Origin of the sequence: Olsenella urininfantis, from assembly GCF_900155635.1 — a bacterium.
Classification (GTDB): Bacteria; Actinomycetota; Coriobacteriia; order Coriobacteriales; family Atopobiaceae; genus Olsenella_G; species Olsenella_G urininfantis.
This window is the reverse complement of sequence record NZ_LT732540.1, coordinates 717893-738400: the sequence shown is the minus strand read 5'-3', so window position 1 is coordinate 738400 and position 20508 is coordinate 717893. Positions and strand designations below refer to the sequence as shown.

The 20508-nt window shown below is 66.5% G+C and carries 24 protein-coding genes; all 24 read right to left on the bottom strand.

Annotated elements, in window-relative coordinates; translation table 11 throughout:
• Window positions 1-656 (bottom strand): MarR family winged helix-turn-helix transcriptional regulator (locus CZ375_RS03400; RefSeq protein ID WP_159438357.1); only part of this gene is annotated, 656 nt, incomplete at its 3' end.
• A 226-nt stretch (window positions 657-882) separates the two neighbouring features.
• Window positions 883-2127 (bottom strand): tRNA uracil 4-sulfurtransferase ThiI, encoded by a 1245-nt coding sequence (gene thiI, locus CZ375_RS03395; RefSeq protein WP_077597898.1) that lies wholly within the window; start codon window positions 2125-2127, stop codon window positions 883-885.
• 1 nt (window position 2128) lies between these two features.
• Entirely contained in the window at window positions 2129-2422 is a 294-nt protein-coding gene (locus CZ375_RS03390) for a DNA-directed RNA polymerase subunit omega (RefSeq protein ID WP_077597897.1), read from the bottom strand.
• On the bottom strand, window positions 2409-3002 hold the full coding sequence (gene gmk, locus CZ375_RS03385; protein ID WP_077597896.1) for a guanylate kinase: 594 nt from the start codon (window positions 3000-3002) through the stop codon (window positions 2409-2411). Before gmk ends, CZ375_RS03390 begins: the two co-directional genes overlap by 14 nt.
• Window positions 3002-3310 (bottom strand): integration host factor, actinobacterial type, encoded by a 309-nt coding sequence (gene mihF, locus CZ375_RS03380; RefSeq protein ID WP_077597895.1) that lies wholly within the window; start codon window positions 3308-3310, stop codon window positions 3002-3004. Before mihF ends, gmk begins: the two co-directional genes overlap by 1 nt.
• Window positions 3311-3498: 188 nt before the next feature.
• Complete coding sequence (gene pyrF / locus CZ375_RS03375; protein ID WP_077597894.1) at window positions 3499-4224, bottom strand: orotidine-5'-phosphate decarboxylase; 726 nt, start codon at window positions 4222-4224, stop codon at window positions 3499-3501.
• Window positions 4218-5147, bottom strand: a complete 930-nt coding sequence (locus CZ375_RS03370; protein WP_077597893.1) for a dihydroorotate dehydrogenase — start codon at window positions 5145-5147, stop codon at window positions 4218-4220. Before CZ375_RS03370 ends, pyrF begins: the two co-directional genes overlap by 7 nt.
• Window positions 5141-5929 carry a dihydroorotate dehydrogenase electron transfer subunit gene (locus tag CZ375_RS03365; protein ID WP_077597892.1) on the bottom strand — a complete coding sequence of 263 codons (789 nt, stop codon included), beginning with the start codon at window positions 5927-5929 and terminating at the stop codon, window positions 5141-5143. The genes CZ375_RS03370 and CZ375_RS03365 overlap by 7 nt, the downstream gene beginning before the upstream one ends.
• Before the next feature lie 75 nt (window positions 5930-6004).
• A complete protein-coding gene (locus CZ375_RS03360; RefSeq protein WP_077597891.1) occupies window positions 6005-7297 on the bottom strand; it encodes a dihydroorotase in 1293 nt (430 codons plus the stop codon).
• Window positions 7281-8216 carry an aspartate carbamoyltransferase catalytic subunit gene (locus tag CZ375_RS03355; RefSeq protein ID WP_077597890.1) on the bottom strand — a complete coding sequence of 312 codons (936 nt, stop codon included), beginning with the start codon at window positions 8214-8216 and terminating at the stop codon, window positions 7281-7283. Before CZ375_RS03355 ends, CZ375_RS03360 begins: the two co-directional genes overlap by 17 nt.
• A complete protein-coding gene (pyrR, locus tag CZ375_RS03350) occupies window positions 8216-8788 on the bottom strand; it encodes a bifunctional pyr operon transcriptional regulator/uracil phosphoribosyltransferase PyrR (protein ID WP_077597889.1) in 573 nt (190 codons plus the stop codon). Before pyrR ends, CZ375_RS03355 begins: the two co-directional genes overlap by 1 nt.
• A gap of 204 nt (window positions 8789-8992) precedes the next feature.
• A complete protein-coding gene (locus CZ375_RS03345; protein ID WP_143803070.1) occupies window positions 8993-10051 on the bottom strand; it encodes a glycosyltransferase family 2 protein in 1059 nt (352 codons plus the stop codon).
• Window positions 10052-10053: 2 nt separating this feature from the next.
• Window positions 10054-11127, bottom strand: coding sequence for a glycosyltransferase family 2 protein (locus CZ375_RS03340; protein ID WP_077597887.1), 1074 nt, complete (start codon window positions 11125-11127; stop codon window positions 10054-10056).
• A gap of 68 nt (window positions 11128-11195) precedes the next feature.
• Entirely contained in the window at window positions 11196-12266 is a 1071-nt protein-coding gene (locus tag CZ375_RS03335) for a glycosyltransferase family 2 protein (RefSeq protein WP_077597886.1), read from the bottom strand.
• Window positions 12267-13367 (bottom strand): glycosyltransferase, encoded by a 1101-nt coding sequence (locus tag CZ375_RS03330; protein ID WP_077597885.1) that lies wholly within the window; start codon window positions 13365-13367, stop codon window positions 12267-12269.
• A gap of 3 nt (window positions 13368-13370) precedes the next feature.
• Window positions 13371-14135, bottom strand: a complete 765-nt coding sequence (locus CZ375_RS03325) for an ABC transporter ATP-binding protein (RefSeq protein WP_327196208.1) — start codon at window positions 14133-14135, stop codon at window positions 13371-13373.
• Window positions 14136-14154: 19 nt separating this feature from the next.
• On the bottom strand, window positions 14155-14976 hold the full coding sequence (locus CZ375_RS03320) for an ABC transporter permease (protein ID WP_200799685.1): 822 nt from the start codon (window positions 14974-14976) through the stop codon (window positions 14155-14157).
• Window positions 14977-15354: 378 nt separating this feature from the next.
• Complete coding sequence (locus CZ375_RS03315) at window positions 15355-15546, bottom strand: hypothetical protein (RefSeq protein ID WP_159438356.1); 192 nt, start codon at window positions 15544-15546, stop codon at window positions 15355-15357.
• Complete coding sequence (locus CZ375_RS03310) at window positions 15543-16403, bottom strand: CHAP domain-containing protein (protein WP_077597882.1); 861 nt, start codon at window positions 16401-16403, stop codon at window positions 15543-15545. Before CZ375_RS03310 ends, CZ375_RS03315 begins: the two co-directional genes overlap by 4 nt.
• A 96-nt stretch (window positions 16404-16499) precedes the next feature.
• A complete protein-coding gene (locus tag CZ375_RS03305; protein ID WP_077597881.1) occupies window positions 16500-16916 on the bottom strand; it encodes a phage holin family protein in 417 nt (138 codons plus the stop codon).
• A gap of 64 nt (window positions 16917-16980) precedes the next feature.
• On the bottom strand, window positions 16981-18186 hold the full coding sequence (locus CZ375_RS03300; protein WP_077597880.1) for a hypothetical protein: 1206 nt from the start codon (window positions 18184-18186) through the stop codon (window positions 16981-16983).
• Window positions 18187-18196: 10 nt separating this feature from the next.
• Window positions 18197-18460, bottom strand: a complete 264-nt coding sequence (locus CZ375_RS03295; protein ID WP_077597879.1) for a hypothetical protein — start codon at window positions 18458-18460, stop codon at window positions 18197-18199.
• Window positions 18450-19532, bottom strand: coding sequence for a hypothetical protein (locus tag CZ375_RS03290; RefSeq protein WP_077597878.1), 1083 nt, complete (start codon window positions 19530-19532; stop codon window positions 18450-18452). Before CZ375_RS03290 ends, CZ375_RS03295 begins: the two co-directional genes overlap by 11 nt.
• Window positions 19525-20508, bottom strand: a 984-nt coding sequence (locus tag CZ375_RS03285) for a hypothetical protein (RefSeq protein WP_159438355.1), incomplete at its 5' end; no start/stop codon positions are given. The genes CZ375_RS03290 and CZ375_RS03285, both read right to left, overlap by 8 nt.

Sequence of the window (20508 nt, the reverse complement as noted above, 5' to 3'; positions counted from 1 at the left end):
CGGTCTGCGCGGAAGCCGCCACGGTCGCCGCCGCGGAAGCCGCCGCGCTGGCCGCCCTTGAAGTCTCGCCCGCCGTGGCCCATGCGCGGGCCACGGTCGTCGGACTTGGGCCTGTTGGGCGCATCAGGGTCATCGCCCATGGCAAGGAGCTTCTCCTTGAGAGACTCGCTCACCCTGTCAACGGTGGCAACGAAGGCGTCGCGCTCGTCGTCTGCCACCCCGGCGAAGACATCCTCATCGGGGTCCATCACGTTGGGGTCGGGGGCCGCGGAGATGCCGTCCTCGGTGATGCGGACCACGGTGACGCGACCATCCTCCTCGCTCTTCTGCCTCTCGATGAAGCCCTTCTCCTCGAGCTTGGCAAGTAGCTCCGAAAGGGACTGCTGACGCATCCCAAGCAGGAAGCAGAGCTCCTTCTGGCTGGTCTCGGGCTTTGCCTTGAGCAGGGCAAGGACGCGGCCCTGGCCGCGCAGCGGGTCGCCAAAGCCACCGTGCGCCTCTGCCTGGAGCTTGGTGTAGCGGTGCATCAGGCGGGCGAGACGGCCGACCTTCTGCACCAGGGACATCTCCTCGGGAGCTGCCTCGGGGGCACTGCCCTCGGGGCTCCCAACGGAATCCAGGGTCTTTTCAGCCTCTTTGACTTCGAACTCAGACATGGAAAACCTCTCTAGACAGGCACCTCGCGTCGGCCCTTCCGACATATTAAACAGGTACCTGTTCTTTATGCATCCAGCTTACCAGCACCATTGCCGCGCCAACGGAAAAAGTCCCTCCGCCCGCGCTTCTACACTTGACTCACACATTAGACAGGTACCTGTCTAATGTGTGAGCGAAAAAGAGGGGCCCGCAGGGCCCCGGCAAGAACAAGGGACGGTGGCTGGCCTAGCGAGCCGCCCACTCCGCGGGCGCAAGCTCGCGATGACGCGCGCTGAGCGACCTTGGGGCGTGGTAGGAGGCGCACTGGTCGAAGTCCACGTACTCGACGCTGCTCACGAGGTCGTCAATCATGCCATCGTGATCGAAGCTCTCCCATGCCTCATGCACCTGATCGAGGCGGGCGTGCGTCTCTGGCCTACGGGGCATGAAGAGGGTGCAGCAGTCATCTGCCGCCTGGCAGCTGATGTCGTAGGTGCCGATCTGCTCGGCACGACGCATGATCTCCTGCTTGTCTGACCCAATGAGGGGACGGAGAACCGGCAGGGTTGCCATCTCGTTGACGGCGGCGATGTTGTCGAGCGTCTGCGAGGCGACCTGCCCCAGAGACTCACCCGTGACGATGGCCTTTGCCCCCTCAAGGCGCGCGATGCGCTCGGAGACGGCGAACATGACGCGCCGATAGGTGATGATGCGCAGGCTCTGGGGCACGGCAAGCGAGATCTCGCGCTGGCGCTCGCCGAAAGGCACCACGTACAGACGGCCAACGAGGCCCGCGGGCTCCAGCGCGTCAACTATGTCCCGGCAGAGGTACTCGCTGGTGTCCGCCGTCATGGGGCGGCCCGAGAAATGCACGGGGACGCAGGTCGCCCCACGCCTGCCCACCATCCAGGTGGCAACGGGAGAGTCAAAGCCGCTGGACAGCAGCGTGACCACCTTGCCCGCCGTGCCCACGGGAAGGCCGCCCGCTCCCACGATGGAGGCGGCATACACATAGACATGCCCCTGGACCACGGTGACGTAGACCGTCACGTCCGGGGAGTGCATCCTGACCTTCTTCTCGGGGAAGCTGCGGCAGAGCGCGTCCCCCACGAGACGGTTAATGTCAAGCGAATGCAGCTCGTAGTCGGTGGACGAGCGATGCGCGTGCACCTTGAAGCTGTCGAACTCACCCGCCTCGCCAAGGGCCCTCACGGCAGCGCCACAGTACTCCCGCTCGTCCAGGTCACAAACGTAGGCAAGAGAGACCCTAGCCACGCCGGGAACGCAGGAGATGGCGCGCGCAAGCTCCTCGGTTGCGTAGCCGTCCTCAAGGCTCACGAGGATGTGGCCGGAGATGCGGCGGACGTCCCTCACGGGAAATCGACGAAGCGCACGCCGCAGGTTGGTCACGAGCTGGTTCTCGAAGGTCGAGCGATTCTTTCCCTTGAGGCCGATCTCGTGATAATGAACGAAGCAGACTCTGCTAGCCATCTTAGAGGTTGTGCTCCACGCGCTCGTTGGAGCCCTTGATCTCGCGGTCGAACTCGTCCTTGACGAAGCTCAGGGTGCCGCTCTCGATCTCCTCCATGGCGATGGAGACGGGGTCCTCGCCAGAGACGACGGGGGTGATGTCGTCCACGTCCTGGATGGCGGTCACGCGGAGGTGCTGGCCGCGAACCATGTTGTTGATGTCGCAGGCGCGCTTGGATGCGACGGTGCAGAGCAGGAAGGGGTTCTGCTCGGTCTGCGTAAGAAGGTTGTCGATCTCGGGCTTAGTAACTGCCATTGTGGGAGTTACCTCCATCCATCTCATAGCGTTCAAACAGCTGGGCCAGCTCGTCGGTGGCTCGGGCAAGCTCGTCATTGACCACGCGCACGTCATAGCGCCCCGCCAGTTCCATCTCGTGGAGCGCGTTCTTCATGCGCAGCTCGATCTGTGCCTCTTCCTCGGTGCCGCGCGCCCGCAGCCGCTCCTCGAGAATCTCCAGGGACGGCGGCTCGATGAAGACGAGCACGGCCTCAGGGTAAACCTCCCGCACGTGAAAGGCCCCCTGCGGGTCTATCTCCAGAACGACAGACACGCCAGCGGCAAGGCGGGCGTCCACCTCCGAGCGCAGCGTTCCGTAGCGATGCCCGTGGACGTCAGCCCACTCGAGGAACTCACCGCGCTCGAGGCGGGCAGAGAACTCTTCCTCGGAGAGGAAGTGGTACGAGACGCCATCGGTCTCGCCTGGGCGTGGCGACCTCGTGGTAGCCGAGACCGTCAGGCCAAGGTCGGGACGCCGCTTCCTTAGCAAGGAGAGAAGCGTGCCCTTCCCCGCGCCCGACGGTCCGGATACGACGAAGAGTCGAGGGTAGCTAGGCACTACTTGGAGAGCGCCTCGATGAGCTGCTCGCGCTGGCGGGCGCCAAGGCCCTTGACGCGACGGGTGGCAGAGATGCCCAGCTCGTCCATGATCTTGGCAGCCTTGGCCTTGCCGTAGCCAGGGAGGGACTCGATGAGGGCAGAAACCTTCATGCGGCTCGCGATGGGATCCTCGGAGTCGAGAACATCCTGGAGGGTGGTCTCGCCCTTCTTGATCTTGTCTCGGAGCTCGGCGCGCTCGTGACGGGCGGCCGCGGCCTTCTCGAGGGCTGCCTTGCGCTGCTCGTCGGTAAGCTGAGGTAGTGCCATGGTTCCTCCAAACAGTTGAATTACAGATTTGGTTCCTTGCGCCGCAGAATAATAGCAGGTCATCGGCGCGCACGCACCTAGTTTGCCAATTTGTACTTGCTTTTACAAGTACTCACGGCGACTTTTCGCTGCTAGTGGTAGGTATCTACACAAAACGGACCAAGAAAGCGCACGTAGAAGGCCTGCCCCTAGCCCTCCACGAGCTCCCGGACGATACCCTCGAAGGCCCCTGCGGGATCCTGCGCCCTGGTGATGGGGCGGCCCAACACCAGCATCGAAGCCCCGGCGGCGATGGCTGAGGCGGGCGTTGACACGCGCCTCTGGTCGCCAAGCTCGGAGCCTGCGGGACGCACCCCTGGGGTGACGATGAGCGCCGCCTCCCCCAACCTGCAGCGCATATCGGACGCCTCCCGCGGAGAGCAGACGATGCCGTCGGAGCCTGCGCCAACGGAAAGGGCGGCAAGCCGCGCAACCTCCTCCTCCAGGGGAAGGGTGACGCCTATCTCCTCAAGGGACTCCTGGCTCATGCTGGTGAGAACCGAGATGGCGACCAGGCGCGTCCTCTGTCCCGCTCGATGCCCTGCCGCCTCCTCGACGCCGGCACGGGCCTGTGCCACCATCTCTGCGGAACCCATGCCATGGATGGAGAGGATGTCAGCCCCCGCAAGCGAGGCCGAGCGCGCGGCCCCCCTCACCTGGAAGGGGATGTCGTGCAGCTTGAGGTCGAGGAACACCTTGAGGCCGCGCCTGTGCATCTCGGAGACGATGGAGGGTCCCTCGGCATAGAAGAGCGTCATGCCCACCTTGACCCAGCAAGCCCTGCCGGAAAGGGAATCCGCAAGGGAGATAGCCTCATCCCTCGCGCAGTCCAGGGCGATGATGACTGACTCGCGCGCACGGTCTTCGCTTAGCATTCGAAGGCTCCAATCAGGTCGTTGACGTCGTTGACTCCCTGGGATGCCACCCAATCTTGCAGCTCCGCGAGGATGCGGGGGGCGCAGTCCGGGTTGGTGAGGTTTGCCGTGCCAATGGACACCGCGGTGGCCCCGGCGAGGATGAACTCCGCCGCGTCTGCCCCGCTCGTCACCCCTCCGATGCCGCACAGGGGAATCCTGACCGCCTGATGGGCCTCCCAGACCATGCGCACGGCAATGGCATGGATGGCAGGGCCCGACACGCCCGCGGTGGGACGGGAGACGCGGCTGCGCCTGGTGCGCACGTCTATTGCCATGCCGGGAATGGTGTTTATGAGGGAGAGCGCATCCGCCCCCTCCGACTCGAGCGCTCGGGCTATCTCCGCCACGTCGTGCGGGGCCATCTTCACCACCAGCGGCAGGCGCGTGCGGCCCCTGACGGCGCGCATGACCTCCGCCGCGGCGGCTGGCGTCGCGCCCATGGCCGCCCCGCCAGCCGAGACGTTGGGGCAGCTGATGTTGAGCTCGAGACCCGAGGCGAAGGGCGCGAGCTCCTCGTAGAGCTCCACGGCGCGCACGTACTCCTCGATGGAATGGCCCGCCACCTGACAGATGACCGCACATCCCCTCTCGTCGAGCTTGGAGAGGTAGGGGCCGGACTGTCTCGCGAAGCTGGCCACACCGGGGTTCTGCAGGCCCACGGAGTTCATGATTGTCGAGGGCAGCTCGGCCAGTCGCGGCGCGGGGTTTCCCTCCCAGGGCTCGGCGGAGCATCCCTTGGTGGTAATTGCCCCCAGCTGGGAAACGTCGAAGAAGCTCTCGAACTGCCAGCCATAGCCGAAGGTTCCAGAGGCCGTGTTGAGAGGGTTCTTCATCTGGATGCCACCCAGGCTGACGGCCATGCTCACGCTCTTCCCTACCATGCCAGCTCCTCCGCCCCGAACACAGGGCCATCCATGCAGCAGGACTTGTAGCCCCCGTGCGCGGCAGCAATGTTGCAGCAGTTGCAGGCCCCGAAGCCACAACCCATCATGCGCTCCATCGAGACCTGGCAGGAGAGGCCCGAGGCCTGGGCAAGCCTCACCACCCCCGCCATCATGGGAAGGGGTCCGCAGGTCATGACCTGAGCATATTCCTCCGTTGCCAAGAGCCGCTCCATGGCCTGGGTGGTGAATCCCCTGACGCCCGCCGTGCCGTCGTCCGTCGTGATCGCCACCCTGCGTGCCCCCAGGTCATGGGCGCGCTCGGGCCCCCAGAGCCTTGCCGCCGTCTGGGCGCCAAAGATTGCATCGAACTCCAGTCCGGCGAGGGAGAGCATCTCCGCGGCGGCGATCACGGGGGGAGCCCCGACGCCGCCGGCAACGAGAAGCACAGGCCCTGCCGAAGGCAGCCTCCAACCATGGCCGGCCGGGCCCACGAGCGTCGAGACCGCACCGGGGCCCATCTGGGAAAGCCTCCTGGTGCCCTCCCCCACCACGGCATAGACGAGCTCCACGACGCCCGCCCCTGCGTCCGCACGCGAGAAGGAGAGGGGTATGCGCAGGATGTGGCTGTTGTCTCCCGGAACCTCGAGGTTCATGAACTGCCCGGGACGAATGCCCTCGGAAAGCCGAGGCGCATGCAGCACGAGGCGCCAGATGCCCTGGGCAAGCTCCTCGTTGCGTAGAACCTCGAACTCATGCAGCTCGTTGCGCGCGCTCGCCATCACGGAGCCGCCTTTCTCTTGCCGTGCGCGGGCGGCGGGCGAAGATGGTCCCCCCGCCGCCCGCATCTCTTGGGACTAGGCTACGATGCCGTCCTTCAGGGTGTGCCTACCATCCACGAAGACGTCCGTGGCGACTCCGACGAGGGTCTGGCCCAGGAAGGCGGAGTTCTTCGAGAGGCTCTCGAAGTAGTCGGCATCCACCGTGACCTCGCTGGCCGGGTCGATCAGGGTGAGGTCGGCACGAGAGGAGACCTCGATGCGCACGGGCCGGAGCCTGAGCACCTCACGGGGACGCACCGCCATGACCTCAACCAGGCGCGACCAGCTCATCTTGCCGGTGCGCACCAGGTTGTTGAGCATGAGCGGGAGAGAGGTCTCGAGCCCGATGGTGCCGAAGAAGGCGATCTCCCACTCGCAGTCCTTCTCGTGCTGGGCGTGGGGCGCATGGTCGGTGACCACGCAGTCGATGGATCCGTCGATGACGCCCTCCACCAGGGCCTCCATGTCTGACTTGAGGCGAAGGGGCGGGTTCATCTTGAGGTTGGTGTCATAGACGGAGCTGATGTCCTCCTCGTTGAGGAAGAGGTGGTGAGGGGTGACCTCGCAGGTGACGGGCAGGCCCTCGGCCTTGGCGGCCTTGACGAGCTCCAAGCCCTTGGCGGTGGAGATGTGGGCGATGTGCAGCGGGCAGCCCGTCAGGCGACAGAGCTCGATGTCGCGGTAGATCTCCATCTCCTCGCCAAGCGCCGGCCAGCCGAACATGCCAAGGCGCGTGGAGGCGCGGCCCTCGTTGATCACGCCGTGCACGGTGAGGCTCTCGTCCTCGCAGTGGGCGATGGCCACGCGGTCGAACTGCGAGACGTAGTCCATGCAGGTGCGCATCATGCCGGCGCTCTGGACGCCATGCCCGTCATCGGAGAAGGCGCAGGCGCCCTCCATGACCATGTCGCCGATCTCGGCCAAGGCCTCGCCCTTCTGGCCGCGGGTGAGCGACCCGATGGGGCGCACGTGGCAGAGGTTCGCCGCGTGGGCGCGGTCGATCTGGTAGCGCACGCCCGTGCCCGTGTCTATCACGGGGTCGGTGTTGGGCATCGTGGCGACGTCGGTGAAGCCGCCGTGGGTTGCCGCTCGGGCGCCCGTCTCCATGGTCTCCTTGTACTCGAAGCCGGGGTCGCGGAAGTGCACGTGCATGTCCACGAGGCCGGGGACGAGGTACTTGCCGCTGCAGTCGATTACCTCCATGTCCTCGCCGCACTCGATGCCCTTCTCGACAGCCTTGATCTCCTTGCCCTCGATGAGCACGTCACGTATGTCGTCCAGGCCCAGCTGGGGATCTACGACGTGAGCGGACTTAAGCAGAAACGCCATTGTTCTCTCCTCCCAGAAGCAGGTACATCTCGGCCATGCGCGTAAGGACCCCTGCGTTGACCTGGTCAAGAATCCTCGAGCGGGCGCAGTCGGCCACGTCCGCGTTGATCTCCATGCCGCGGTTCATCGGGCCGGGGTGACAGATGATGGCATCGTCCTTCATGCGCTTGACACGCCTCATGTCAAGGCCGTAGAGGCGGTTGTACTCGCGGCGCGAGGGGATCGCCGCACCCTCCATGCGCTCCAGCTGGACTCGGAGCATGTAGACCACGTCCATGTCCTCGATGACCTCGTCCAGGCTCGAGGTCTGGGGGCAGCCGAACCAGTCGGGATCGTCCACCTGGAAGGTGGGGGGACCCACCAGCGTGACGTCCGCGCCCATGGTCTTGAGGGCGGGGGCGAGCGACCCGCAGACGCGGCTGTGGGCGAGGTCTCCCACGATGGCCACCTTCAGGTCGTCCAGGTGGCCGAAGTTCTTGCGGATGGTGTAGAGGTCGAGCATCGCCTGGGTGGGATGCTGGTGCTTGCCGTCGCCGGCGTTGATCACTATGGCGTCGGTGTTCTCGGTAATCTTCTGAGGAGTTCCCGCCAGCCTCGCGCGGCATATGAACATGTCCACGTTCATGGCGTCGATGGTCTGGATGGTGTCGGCCAAGGACTCGCCCTTGACCACGGAGCTCGTGGAGCCGCCCATGGAGAGGCTGTCGGCCGAGAGGCGCTTCTCGGCAAGCTCGAAGGAGCTCTTGGTGCGGGTGGAGGGCTCCAGGAAGAGGTTCACGATGGTGCGGCCACGCAGCGCGGGCACCTTCTTGATGGCGCGGTTGTTGACCTCCTCGAACGAGGCGGCGGTGTCGAGAATCTGAGTGATGTCGTCGGCCGTGAGGCTGTAGGTGTCTATGAGGTGCTTTACGGACAGCATTACCTGGTACCTCCCGCAATCTCCTGCTTCTTAACGTCCCAGATCTCCACTGCGTCATGGCCGTCGAGAGGCTTCACGCACACGCGCACGTCCTCTTCGTGGGACGAGGGAACGTTCTTGCCAACGTAGTCCGCGCGGATGGGAAGCTCGCGGTGCCCGCGGTCCACCATCACGGCCAGCTGAACGGTCCTGGGGCGACCGTAGTCCATGAGGGCGTTGAGGGCGGAGCGCACCGTGCGCCCCGTGTAGAGGACGTCATCCACCAGGACGATGTGCGCGTCATCGATCTTGAAGGGGATGTTGGTGGAGTGCAGGACGGGCGCGATGTTGCGCGTGACGTCATCGCGATAGAAGCTGATGTCGAGAGAGCCGATCTTGGGGGAGCTGCCCTCGATCTTCTCGATCGCCTGGGCTAGCTGTCGCGCAAGGGTCTCTCCGCGGCGGATGATGCCAACGAGGGCGATGTTTGCGGCTCCCTCGTTGTGCTCGATGATCTCATGCGCGATGCGCACCACCGCTCGCTCCATTGCCTGGCCGTCCATGATGGTAGCCTTGGGCGCAAGCTGTTCCATGGGACTCCTTCCTTAAAAAAAGATGCCCTGCCCGTACATGTACGGCACAAGACACCCGAAAGAAGGCCATGTCCGACCCCGCAGGGTCATCTTTACCTTACCGGCATCTCGTACCGTGTTTAAAGGTCTGGATTAGTGTATCCGCGCGCGGCGCGCTTGGCAAGCCGAAAGTTCGCGAGGCGGACGTCGACCGACGTGCGCCGTCTAGCCATGGGCCTTGCGCGGGCCCATGAAGAGACGCCTCAACAGCCCGAGGACACCCCGTTTGTCCACGTAGTAGAGGGACATGAGGGCCTTTCGCCAAAGTCCCCGGGGAGGCCTTCCCCTCTTGGCGCACAGCAGCGCCAGGCGGGTCCCCAGGCCAACGTCGGCCTTTTCGATGCGCCCCAGGTCCCACTCCACGAGAAGGGTCTCGGACGCAAGGCTGAATATGGCCGCACAGTCCACGTCCGAAAGCCTCATGGCATCGAAGAGGACGAGCTCCACGATCCAGGCAAGCTGCAGGTCGGAGTAGCGCTCCAGGATGCCCATCCGCTTCCAGTCGTCCAGGATGCGGCGCTCCATGGCAACGTGCTCGCGAAGCATGCGGGCAGGGTTCGCGAGCATGCGGTTGACGAGGGAGTCGCCGCGTGCGATGCGGTACTCGTAAAGCTTGTCGGAGATGAGCAGGGTGCGCCTGGAGCGGGGAAAGACGGCGAAGGCGAACACCTGATCCTCCCCATAGCGCACGGACTCGTCGAAGTGGATGTTCTCGCGCAGGGCGAAGTCGCGCCTCAAAGACAGCCGCACGGCAAGCGGCTTTGTGGCCTCGCTCAGGAGCAGTGCTGGCTCGAAGGCCTCGTACAGGACGTCGCGCGGGCTGAACACCTCCTCGAGCCAGGGGTATGACGCGCTTCTGGGCAAGGCGAGACCCCCAAAGCACAGCAGCTCGGCAAAGGACGCATCCAGCTCCTCCACTATCCTCTGACACGCATTCGGCAGGTAGCGGTCGTCCGAGTCCAGGAAGCAGAGGTATTCCGACGTCGCAGCCTCCATCCCTGCGTTGCGCGCGCTGGAGAGCCCCCCGTTGGGCTTGTCCACGACCTTGATGCGCCCGTCACGGCGCGCGTGCTCCGCAAGGATGGAGCGCGAAGAGTCCGTCGACCCGTCGTTCACGCAGACGATCTCGATGTCCCCGAACGTCTGTGCCGCCAGGGAGTCAAGGCACTCGTCCAGGTAGGCCTCGACGTTGTAGACGGGGACGATGACCGAGAGGCGTGCCACCGCTATCCCCTCCCCGCAAGCTTCTGGGCCATGACCGCGAGCACCAGGCCAAGACCTCCCAGGCGACCCAGATGGACGAGCATCCCCAGGGGACCGGGGGCCGGCTCTCCTCCTGACCAGGCACGCGCGAAGCGCTCCGGATGGTCTATCAGCGCATCCAGCTCGGCCCGTTTGACAGGCCCCATGCCGCACGCGTCGAAGAGGCCGCTCTCGCGCAGCTCCGTCAGCTCGGCGCGGGCGCGCCCAAGGAAGCCCTCGCGCAGCTCGGGGCCCAGTCGCGCGTAGTTCCAGAGGTAGCTGTTGAGGCTCATGCGCGCGAGGACTGGCTCCAAGATGGACTGAGCCTCCCCCCGCTTAGCCAGCCAGCGCCTCATCTCGGCGTATTCGTCCATGACGCAGAAGACCTTTCCCGGAGAGCGGACCGACGAGGCCTCGTTGTCCTGACGGTAGAGCAGGACGCTCTCGGAGAGGAAGCATGCCCGTTCGGCCGCGGCCCAGACCTTGAAGCCGAAGCCCGCGTCCTGATAGGAGGCGCCGGGCGTCTCGAGGAAGCGGATGTCGTTCTGCTCGAGGAAGTCGCGGCGGTAGAGGCCGCTCCAGATGGAGGGCTGACGGTAGAAGACCTCGCGACCCTCGTCCAGCGGACAGACGCACCGCCCCGCAAGCCCCTTCGGAACGACGTGGCAGCGCTGGTGGCGCTCGCCCTCTGACCAGTAGAGCTCGAAGTCCGCCTTGGAGACCTGCGCCCCGCAGCCCTCGGCCGCCGAATGGAGAAGCTCGAGGGCCCGGGGCACAAAGAGGTCATCGGACTCGAGAATGGCCACGTAGCGGCCCCGCGCCTCGGACAGGCCGAGGTTCATGGAGGCACCATAGCCGGAGTTGGGCTTGTCCACGACGCGAAAGCGCGGGTCAGCGTCGAGGTAGCGCTGGATGATGCCTCGCGAGCCGTCGGTGGAGCCGTCGTTGATGCAGATCACCTCGAAGTCCTCGAAGCTCTGGGCGGCGAGGGAGTCGAGGCAGGGGGCAAGGTAGCGCTCGACGTTGTAGATGGGCACGAGTACCGAGATCTGCGGCATGACGGCTTCCTTCACACGTGTCTTTAGCGTTGCGTTCACCTAGAGCATAGGGCAAAAGGCGGGTAGGCCTAGCGGCGGCGGGCAAGGCCCCAGAGGGCGCGCCTGAGCGCAGACGTCAGCCCCCTCTTCCGCACGAAGTAGAGGCCAAGGTCAAGGCCGGTAGGGCCGGCTCCCCCACCACGGGCGCAGCCCAAGACCTTGTCCAGGCACATGCGGGCGGGAAAGCCGAGCCGAACGCGCAGGGTGGCAAGGTCGAGCTCCTCGGACATCGCCGCCTCCCAGCGCCGCCAGAACCCCTGGCGCGACCCCTCGGGAAGGCGCAGGCCGTCATGGAGCAGGAGCTCCAGGCACCAATCGAGAACCCGCTCCGGGCAGATGTCAAGCAGCCCCGAGGCGCGGGCGTCCGAGAGCACCGCGCGCTCGCAGGACAGGTGACGACCCATCTTCCCCAGGAGCTCGGGCACGCTCCCCTGGCCGGCGTGGGTAAGGGAGCCCTCGCGCATGCGGTAGCGATAGAGAGCGCGCGAGCAGAGCGTGGTGCGCCTCGAGCGTGCGTAGACCTCGAAGCAGAAGAACTGGTCATCTCCCAGGCTCAACACCGGATGCCAGCAGATGCCCTCGCGCTCGACGAAGTCGCGCGAAAGGGCGATGCGGGCCCCAAAGGGGCGCGCGTCCTCCTTGAAGAGCAGGGCAACGACGGACTCGGGCGATCCGTCCAGGACGGCATCCCTCGGCGAGGTCTTTCCCACGAGCGAGGGGTGCATCAGCTGAGGGGGCTCGACGGCAAAGCCGAAGACCATGACGTCGCAACCGTCTTGCGAGAAGGCCTCGGACACCCTCTCGCAGGCATCCTCGACAAGAGCGTCGTCGGCGTCACAGAACATGATCAGGTCGCCGGACGCCTGTCCCATCCCCTTGTTCCTTGCCGTGCCAACGCCGGAGTTCTCCTGATGAAGAACCTTGATGCGGGCGTCCTCCCGGGCATATTGCGCAAGGACCTCCGCCGACCCGTCGCTTGATCCGTCATCCACACAGACGACCTCGATGTCATCAAGGGACTGCCGCAGGAGGGATTCCAGGCAGGAGGGCAGCTCCTCCTTCACCTGGTAGACGGGAACGATGACGGAGACGCGGGGCATCTAGCGGCCCCTCCGCTCGCGCAGGGCGGCCGCCACGGCCGCAGGACCGCCCAGACTCAAGGCGAAGACGAGCTTGGAGATGGAGCCGCTCGAGCGAAAACGCTCGCGCAGGGCGAGGTAGCGCTGCGGGTCACTCATGATCGAGCGCAGGTTGAGCGCCCTCCAGCCATCGAGGCGAGCCCATTCGATCCGCCCGGAAGCGTCAAGCGCCCTGAACTCCTCGGCCATGGACCGCATGAACTCCGCACGAAACTCGCCCGCGATGCGATCCACGTTCCAGAGGTAGGCGTTGTAGCGCGCCACAAGGGAGGCCAGGCTCAGATCCGAGGCGTGCTCGCGTTCCGCACGAGCGCCAAGCCAGCGGTCTATCTCGTCAAACTCGCCCTTGACCATGTACACCTTGCCTTGCGAGCGCACCGATGAGCCCTCGTTGTCCTGGCGGTAGCGAATGACGGGCAGGTCAAGGAAGAAGGCGCGACGCGCGGCGGCGTAGGTCTTGAAGGCGAAGGAGGTGTCCTGATAGGAGGCGCCAGGCGTCTCGAGGAAGAGGATGTCGTTCTCCTCGAGGAAGGAGCGACGAAACACCCCGCTCCAGATGGCGGGACGGCAGAGGTAGAGCCGGGGCTCGACCCTGGGATCCAGCACGCGGCCGATGAGGTCTGGCGCAAAGGGATGCTGCATCAGGTCCCTGGGGCCAGAGGACCAGTAGAGCGAGAAGCCGCCGCGCACCAAGTCGCAATCGTTTTCCACGGCAGCCGACATCAGGCTCTCCAGGGCACCTTCGCACATGATGTCATCGGACTCGAGGAAGCCCACATAGCGACCCCGCGCCAGAGAAAGGCCCAGGTTGAGCGTGGAGCCATAGCCGGAGTTGGGCTTGTCCACAACGTGGAGGCGGGAGTCTCCCTCGGCAAGCTCGTGGGCGATTGCGCCCGAGGAGTCGGTCGAGCCGTCGTTGAGAAGGATGGCCTCGAAGTCCTGAAAGCTCTGCGACTTGAGCGAGAGAAGGCACTGCCTCAGGTAGCGCTCCACGTTGCAGATAGGTACGAGCACGCTCAGCAGGGGCAGCTTGCCGGCGGAGGGCTCCTGGCTCTCTGCCACCGCCTACGCCCCCAACCGCTTGTACGCCGCACAGACCTCCGCCGTGGGGCCAAGCATGCGCTGCTTGCCCTTCTCTATCCAGCAGACGCGGTCGCACATGCGCTCCACGAGGTCAATGGAGTGGCTCACGAGAAGGACCGTGACGTTGTTTGAGTCCACAAGCTCCTTGATGCGCCTCTCGCACTTCTGCTGGAAGAGGAAGTCTCCCACGGAGAGGGTCTCGTCCACGATGAGGATGTCGGGCTCGGTTATGGTGGCGATGGCGAAGGCGATGCGTGCGACCATGCCACTGGAGTAGTTCTTGAGGGGCATGTCCATGAAGTCCTGGAGCTCGGCGAAGTCGACGATCTCCTGGAAGTGCGCGTCTATGAAGTCCTTGCGGTAGCCCAGAAGCGACCCGTTGAGGTAGATGTTCTCCTTGGCCGTGAGCTCCATGTCAAAGCCTGCGCCGAGCTCGATGAGGGGGGCGATGGTGCCACGGACCTGGCAGCACCCCTCCGAGGCCTTGAGCACGCCGGCGATGACCTTGAGCATGGTGGACTTGCCTGACCCATTGGTCCCCACCAGGCCAAACGCCTCGCCGCGCCTCACGTGGAAGTCTATGTGGTCAAGCGCGCGAAACTCCTTGAAGCGCAGCTCGTGGCGCATGAGGGCGATGAAGTACTCCTTGAGCGAGTTGAACTGCTCGGAGGCTATGTTGAAGATCATCGAGACGTCGTTGACGTCGATGATGCTGTCTTGGTCTGCCATGGCGATGGGCTCGGACACGCGACTCTCCCTCCGTGGGCTAGATGTAGAGGATGAACTTGTGCTCGTGGCGATGGAACGAGAGGTATCCCACAAGCAGCGAGACCAGGGCACAGGCCACGCAGGCGATGTGCATCTTGAGCGAGGGGACCTGCTGGTAGAGGACAACCTCGCGGATGTAGGTCACATAGACATACATGGGGTTGAACATCTCGAGGCCCCTCAGCCACTCGGGAAGGACGCTGACGGGATAGAAGAGTGGCGTGAGATAGGTCCACGCCGTGATCACGACGCTCCAGAGGTGCATGACGTCACGGAAGAAGACGGAAAGCGCCGAGAGGAGCAGGGCGAGGCCGATGCTGAAGAGAATGAGCATGAGGAGGGCAAAGGGCCAGAGCAGGGCCGTGGGCCCCAGGGGAACTCGCTCCACAAGCATGACCAGGGCGATGGCGACGATCGAGAAGGCATAGTTGACACCTGCGAAGAGCACCTTCTGCACCGGGAAGATGTATCGGTTGATCTTGACCTTCTTGAGCAGGGGCGCCGCTGCGATGATGGAGGACATGCCCTGGGTGGTGGAGTCGCTCATGAGCTGGAAGGCCGTGTTGCCAAGGATGAGGTAGACGGCATAGTTGCCCATGGACGGGTCCTGATAGCGCATGAAGGAGCTGAAGACTGCGGCAAGGACCAGCATCATGAAGAGCGGGTTAAGGACCGACCAGGCAACCCCCAGCACGCTGCGACGATACTTGAGCTTGAAGTCCTTGGTGACCAGCTGCTCGAGGATGAACCAGTCCTTGCTCCTGCCCGAATACCAGGCGTCCTTTGCGGAGATCTGCGCCTCGCGGCTCACTGCGTCCAAACTGCCTCCGAGCTACGTGTCCTTGCCTGCATGAGACGGCGTCATTGCTGCATGCAAGCCCTGTTCAGATGGGGTTAATCCTAGCACAGGGTTGCTTTCGCCCCACCAACCCATACAAATGCCAGAGCATGCGAGGCCATGAAAAAAACCCTCCTGGGAGGGTTGAAAGGTCTGGCTCCCCGTTCTTGGCCTTGTGCGAACCGAGATTGCCGTGGTTGGAGGCGCCATCCTGCTGCGCTTCCCACGTGCCGCCTAGCCGCAGGCAGACGGCTCGCTGTGAGCCCGTTTAAGGCCCCCGGACCGACAAGGCGGGCAGACGCCCGTGGATTTCGGCACAAAGAAGGCCCCGCCCTCCCGAAGGAGGACGGGGCTTCCTCGTCAGTCGAACAGGACGCTGATGCGCCTCTCGCGCTCGTACCACGTGACCCTGCCGCCCGCGAGCCGCAGCGCCTCTGCCCAGTCGGTGGCCTCGCGGAGCGTGCGGAACTCGCGCCTGCGCCTCTCGTGGCCGAGCGGGCCGGGACAGCGCGTCCAGGCGTCCACGGCCCACCAGCCGTCGGGCAGCATCACGCCGCCTGGTCGTTGAGCCAGCGCTGCCACGCCCTTGTGGTTGCCCCGCCGAGGTAGCCGTCCGCGCCGCAGGGGCCGCAGTCGTAGCCGTGCTCGATGAGCCACCGCTGGACGGCGCGGTTCGTGCCGGGCCCCCAGAGGCCGTCCACGTCCGCCCCGGCCATGCGCTGCACGGCCATGACCATCAGCGAGCCGTCGCACTCCCACGTCCAGTTGCCCTGGGCGCTGGGCACGAATGGGCGGTCCGCCGGGTGCTGGCCGCTCACCACGCCGTCAACGGGGGTCCCGAAGACCTGCTGCGAGCGGGCCGTGGTGGCAGGCCCGAAGTCCCCGTCTATGGCGAGCCCGCCGACCACGGGCGCCTGCGGCTCTGGCGCGGCGTGGCCGTCGTAGGAGGGGCGCACCACGCAGTCCACCACGGACCAGCCGCGCGTGCGCCGCGCGACCCATCCGCCGTCGCCCTGGCTCCCGCCTCCGCGCGAGGTGTTGCCCTCGATGGTCTGGAGGTGCCCGCCACGGTTGACCTCCACGATGCCCACGTGGTCGGGGTCTTGGTCCCCGTCCCAGTCGAAGAGCACGATGTCACCCGGCCGCGCGGAGCGACTGTCAACGAGGCCGTTCGCGGCCTTGATGGACGGGCAGTAGCCGGTGGGAAGCCCGGGCACGCCCACGCCCGCCCGGTCCATGACCCAGCTGACGAACATCGCGCAGTAGGGCACGCCGTTGCTGGCGAACCACGGGGCGCCCGTGACCTCCGCGTACCACCTGCCGTACTTGGTGCCGTTGAGCGGGTCGTTATGACGGTAATAGCCGACCTCGCCGGACGCGATGCGGAGCACGTCAGCGACGCTACTCATACTCGACCTCCTCCACCTCGGCCACGTCGGGCGCGTCGTGGGCGTCCTGGGCCATGACGGCCCCCATCTCCTCCTGGGTGGGCTCGTCCGCCATGGCTACGCCTCCCCCTTCTCCGCAGCCTCGCTGACGCTCCGCAGCACGCGGAAGAGCGGCGAGCGCGCGAGGTTGGGGTTGGCCGCGCCGATGGTCTCCAAGGCGGAGGCCAGCTCCATGATCACGATGTAGGCGCAGCAGCCCACCAGCACCGGCTCGCCGATGCCGATGTTCAGCCCCCCGGCTATGGTGCCGTCGATGATGACGCCCAGCAGCACGAAGCACAGCTCCGTGGCCTTGTGGGCGATGCCCCTGCGCGCGACCTCGCTGCTGTAGTCGTGCCGCAGCACGGCGCAGGCGGTCCCAAGCACCCAGTCAAGCATGATGGTGAGCAGCACGGCCCCCAGCGCGACCTGCGCGGGCTGGCTGTCCCGGATGGGCGCAAGGAACACGTCGATGTAGATTGGAAGTCCGTTCATTCGTTGCCTCTTTCTCTCTCTGTCCGATTTCCCTTCGTGGCTGCGGCCGGGGCGGCTGGCGGCGCTACTTGCTTACATACGGCCACGAGGCGGTGCCCACGATGCGGGCCGCCTGGTCGTAGCATCTGAACCACGGCCTGCCGCCCGAGTCCCCCTTCGCGGGCATCCACACGGAGCCCGTGTTGTTCGAGCCGTAGACCGCAGTCGGGAAGTACATCGCGAACTCTGGCCGGTACTTTGCCGGTATCTCGCCCGTGCAGTACCATCCGTCGCTGTTGACGCCCGTCTGGTCCCACACCAGGAAGCAGATTCCTCCGATGGCGCGGTACTTCACCCAGTACGAGATTCCGTTCGCGACCGCCGAGTTGATGGTCACCCAGCCCGTGTCGTCGAGGACCGCGCTCCGCACGGCCTCCAGGTCTGCTGACGACGCGGCGCCGAGGGAGGCCCTTGCCGCGGCGGCGCTCGTCGCCCCCGTGCCGCCGTTGGCCACGGGGAGCGCCCCCGTGGTCGTCCCGAGTCCCAGGCGCCTCCGCTCCTCCAGCGCCGACTGGACGCCCGTGCCCCCACGGGAGGCCGGAAGGACGCCGGAAGACACGTCCGACGCGGAGTGCGTGTGGGAGGAGCCTGCCTTCCCGTCCAGCGCCTTCGCCAGGAGCCCGAACATCTCGACGAGCTTCCTGCACAGGTACGTGAGCCCGCTCAGGTTCAGGACCTGCGTGCCCTGCCTCCCCTGCGAGCCGTAGTCCAGGGCGGCGTCGATGTCCTCTGCCGTTATCGGCTCGGCGGTCGCCGAAGACTGGGAGCCGATGCGCTCCCAGCCGCCGCCAATCCACATGAACTCCAGGTAGCGGTCGCTCGCGTTCTCCCCTGCGGGGACCACATAGAGCCTTCCCGGCTCGCCATCGACGGTCGGCCTGCCCATCGACTCCGAGTACTGGCCCAGCTCAAGCTGCACGATGACGAGCCCCTTGGCGGCGGCGTTGTTCGCCATCTGCGCCGCGTTGTTGGCGAGCTGCGCGGCGTCGTTCGCCCTCTGGGCCTCGCCGTTCTTGGCCTGCGCGGCGTCGTTGGCGCCCTGCGAGCGCCTCAGCTCCTCGGTGGCCGACGACGACTCGGCGGCGGCTGCCTGCGCCCTCTGCGCGGCGGACCTCGCCTCCGTGGCCGCCTCCGTCGCCACCGTGGACGCAATCCTGAACACCCTGCCGTCCGACATGCGGACGCGGTCGATGTTGCCCGCCTCGTCCTGCAAGAGCGCCGCCCCTGCCATGTGCGCCTCCCTACCTCGAAACTATCCCGATGACGACCAGCCCCGCCCCGACGCGCGCCAGCACGCAGCGGTCGCCCTCCCTCGCTCCCCCGCATGCCGTGGTCATGGGCAGGCCCGCGAGGGTCGCCCCCATCGCCTCCACGGTCGCGGTGGCCCCGGCGACGGAGGAGACGGTGCCGAAGAACGCCCCCTGCGAGGCCTGCGGCCTGGCCCAGAGGGCGTCCGCGAGCCTGATGCCCGCCGACCTCGCGGCCCTCGCCAGCTCATCGCTCAAAGCGCCTCACCTCCATCTCCATCGGGCATCCTCCCACGAGCGTGAGAGCAATCCTGCGGACGGCGAACTTCCCCCTGATGCCCGCCGACGGCCACAGCACGTCAACGGCGTCCCCGACGGACAGTGGCGCGTAGACGTGCCTGGCCGTGACCCTGTGGACGACGCTCTGCTGGCTCGCGAGCAGCTCGCGCGCCTTCGCGTCCGCCGCGGCCTGCCGCGCCTGCGCGCTGTCGCCCTGCGGCAGGTCGCTGAAGCTGTACGAGGCCGACTTGCGCCAGCCCCTGCTCACGGTGCTCCACGGGCTCTCCTGGTCGTCGTCAACGGCCACGCCCACGACCGTCTCCTCGGCGGTCGAGTAGACCGCGTGGACGACGTTCGCCACGCCAGAGGCGTCCCTCTCGTCGGTGCAGGAGTCGCAGAAGCGCGCCAGAGGCCCCTCCTCCATGCGCAGCGACGGGGCGCGGCCCTCGACGCCCACGTGGCGCCTGAGCATGACGCGGCCCATGGGGTCGGTCCGGGCTGCCGAGAAGCCCGCCGCCTCCAGGAGGGCGTTCGCCGCCCCCAGGCGCGTGGACAGCCTCTCGTCCTGCGCCCCGGCGCCGAGCACCCACGTGGACGACGTGGCCCAGTCGGAGTCGTCCGCCACCACCTCGAGCCCCGCGTCCCGCAGCATCCCGGCGGCGTGGGACACGGCGTTGGTCCCCGTGGGGACGGCCATGGGCTCGAGCTCGTCCTCGGCGGCCTCGCGGAGCCTCCCCGACAGGTCGGCGGTCCCCCTGGACACGCCGCCCGAGCGCTCGGCCCTCGGCACGGAGACGAGGAAGGTCCCCAGCGGCTCGGAGGCCGTCGTCCCGTCGGCGAAGGTCGCGTCGAGCCAGACCCTCAGCAGGTCCGCCCCGAGGTCGAGCTGGCCCACGAAGTCCACCGAGCCGGTCTCGTAGGCCTTGTCCAGGTTGCGCTCTATGGTCCCGCCCGCACGGACGTTGCCGAGCCTCCCGACCTCCATCCCGGTGGCGCGCGAGACGCGCATGAAGCGGTAGGAGGCGGAGAAGCGCCTCGACCAGTCAGCCATTGGACGGCTCCTCGAAGTCCTCGTGGGTCAGCCTGACGGAGCCCTCCCAGACGCCGGGGGCCTTGAAGGACTCGGAGAACGTCATGGGGCCGCACCCCCTCTCCCCGGCGTGCCCCCTCCACCAGCCCCGCCACTCCTCGCGCATGACGCGGCGGAACTCGGAGTGCAGGCCCGCCCGCATCTCGAAGCTCAGCGACGTGGACGTGTCCAGCTGGTCGAGCGGGTACGCAACGGGCATCGACGTGCCGCCGCGCGCGAGGTGGAAGGACTCGGACGGCCTCTCGGAGCTGGTCGAGTAGCCCGCGTTCAGGCCGACGATGAGCACCCGCGACGCGTCCTGCCCGAAGTTGAGCGCCATGCCGCCGGACCGGACGGTGGCCCCGACCACCGCCTGCGAGGACGTGCCCGCCTCGGAGCGCCCTGTGACGAGGTAGCGGAAGGGCGCGTTGAGCGGCGGCAGGCGGTCGATGGCCTCCTGCCCGTCGAGGAGGCCCGCCGCGATGACCGCCACCTCGCCGTCGCACTCCCTCTCGACCGTGTAGGACGAGCACCTCGCCGCGTCTCCCACGACGAGCGCTCCACCGTCGGCCCGCATGGTGCCGTAGAGGAGCACCTCGGAGCCCATGACCATGGGGCCGGTCAGCGCCGTCCCATCGACGGAGTAGGCGCTGTCGCCGCCGACCACGCGGACGTGGCACGCGAGGGAGGCGTCCTGGGTCACGTCGGCGGACGGCATGGCGGGCAGGTCCCAGCCGGTCACGAAGGAGCGCGTGGAGGTCGCGGAGAGCCCGGAGCCGCCGCGCACGGAGAGCACGAGGGAGTAGGGCGTGTCGTTGGCGAGGGTGGCGTAGCCGCCCACCGTGGCCCGGTCGCGCCCCGTCACGTCCTCGGTCGAGATGGTGACGCCCGAGGCGTCCAAGAGCGAGAGCGTCGCGGAGGCCACGCCCGTGGCGTCGGTCACCGAGACCTCGACGGG

Excerpts from the sequence above, each read along its gene's own strand:
- thiI (WP_077597898.1), bottom strand. The coding sequence starts at position 2,127 with ATGGCTAGCAGAGTCTGCTTCGTTCATTATCACGAGATCGGCCTCAAG.
- CZ375_RS03390 (WP_077597897.1), bottom strand. The coding sequence starts at position 2,422 with ATGGCAGTTACTAAGCCCGAGATCGACAACCTTCTTACGCAGACCGAG.
- mihF (WP_077597895.1), bottom strand. The coding sequence starts at position 3,310 with ATGGCACTACCTCAGCTTACCGACGAGCAGCGCAAGGCAGCCCTCGAG.
- pyrF (WP_077597894.1), bottom strand. The coding sequence starts at position 4,224 with ATGCTAAGCGAAGACCGTGCGCGCGAGTCAGTCATCATCGCCCTGGAC.
- CZ375_RS03370 (WP_077597893.1), bottom strand. The coding sequence starts at position 5,147 with ATGGTAGGGAAGAGCGTGAGCATGGCCGTCAGCCTGGGTGGCATCCAG.
- CZ375_RS03365 (WP_077597892.1), bottom strand. The coding sequence starts at position 5,929 with ATGGCGAGCGCGCGCAACGAGCTGCATGAGTTCGAGGTTCTACGCAAC.
- CZ375_RS03360 (WP_077597891.1), bottom strand. The coding sequence starts at position 7,297 with ATGGCGTTTCTGCTTAAGTCCGCTCACGTCGTAGATCCCCAGCTGGGC.
- CZ375_RS03355 (WP_077597890.1), bottom strand. The coding sequence starts at position 8,216 with ATGCTGTCCGTAAAGCACCTCATAGACACCTACAGCCTCACGGCCGAC.
- pyrR (WP_077597889.1), bottom strand. The coding sequence starts at position 8,788 with ATGGAACAGCTTGCGCCCAAGGCTACCATCATGGACGGCCAGGCAATG.
- CZ375_RS03340 (WP_077597887.1), bottom strand. The coding sequence starts at position 11,127 with ATGCCGCAGATCTCGGTACTCGTGCCCATCTACAACGTCGAGCGCTAC.
- CZ375_RS03335 (WP_077597886.1), bottom strand. The coding sequence starts at position 12,266 with ATGCCCCGCGTCTCCGTCATCGTTCCCGTCTACCAGGTGAAGGAGGAG.
- CZ375_RS03310 (WP_077597882.1), bottom strand. The coding sequence starts at position 16,403 with ATGAGTAGCGTCGCTGACGTGCTCCGCATCGCGTCCGGCGAGGTCGGC.
- CZ375_RS03305 (WP_077597881.1), bottom strand. The coding sequence starts at position 16,916 with ATGAACGGACTTCCAATCTACATCGACGTGTTCCTTGCGCCCATCCGG.
- CZ375_RS03300 (WP_077597880.1), bottom strand. The coding sequence starts at position 18,186 with ATGGCAGGGGCGGCGCTCTTGCAGGACGAGGCGGGCAACATCGACCGC.
- CZ375_RS03290 (WP_077597878.1), bottom strand. The coding sequence starts at position 19,532 with ATGGCTGACTGGTCGAGGCGCTTCTCCGCCTCCTACCGCTTCATGCGC.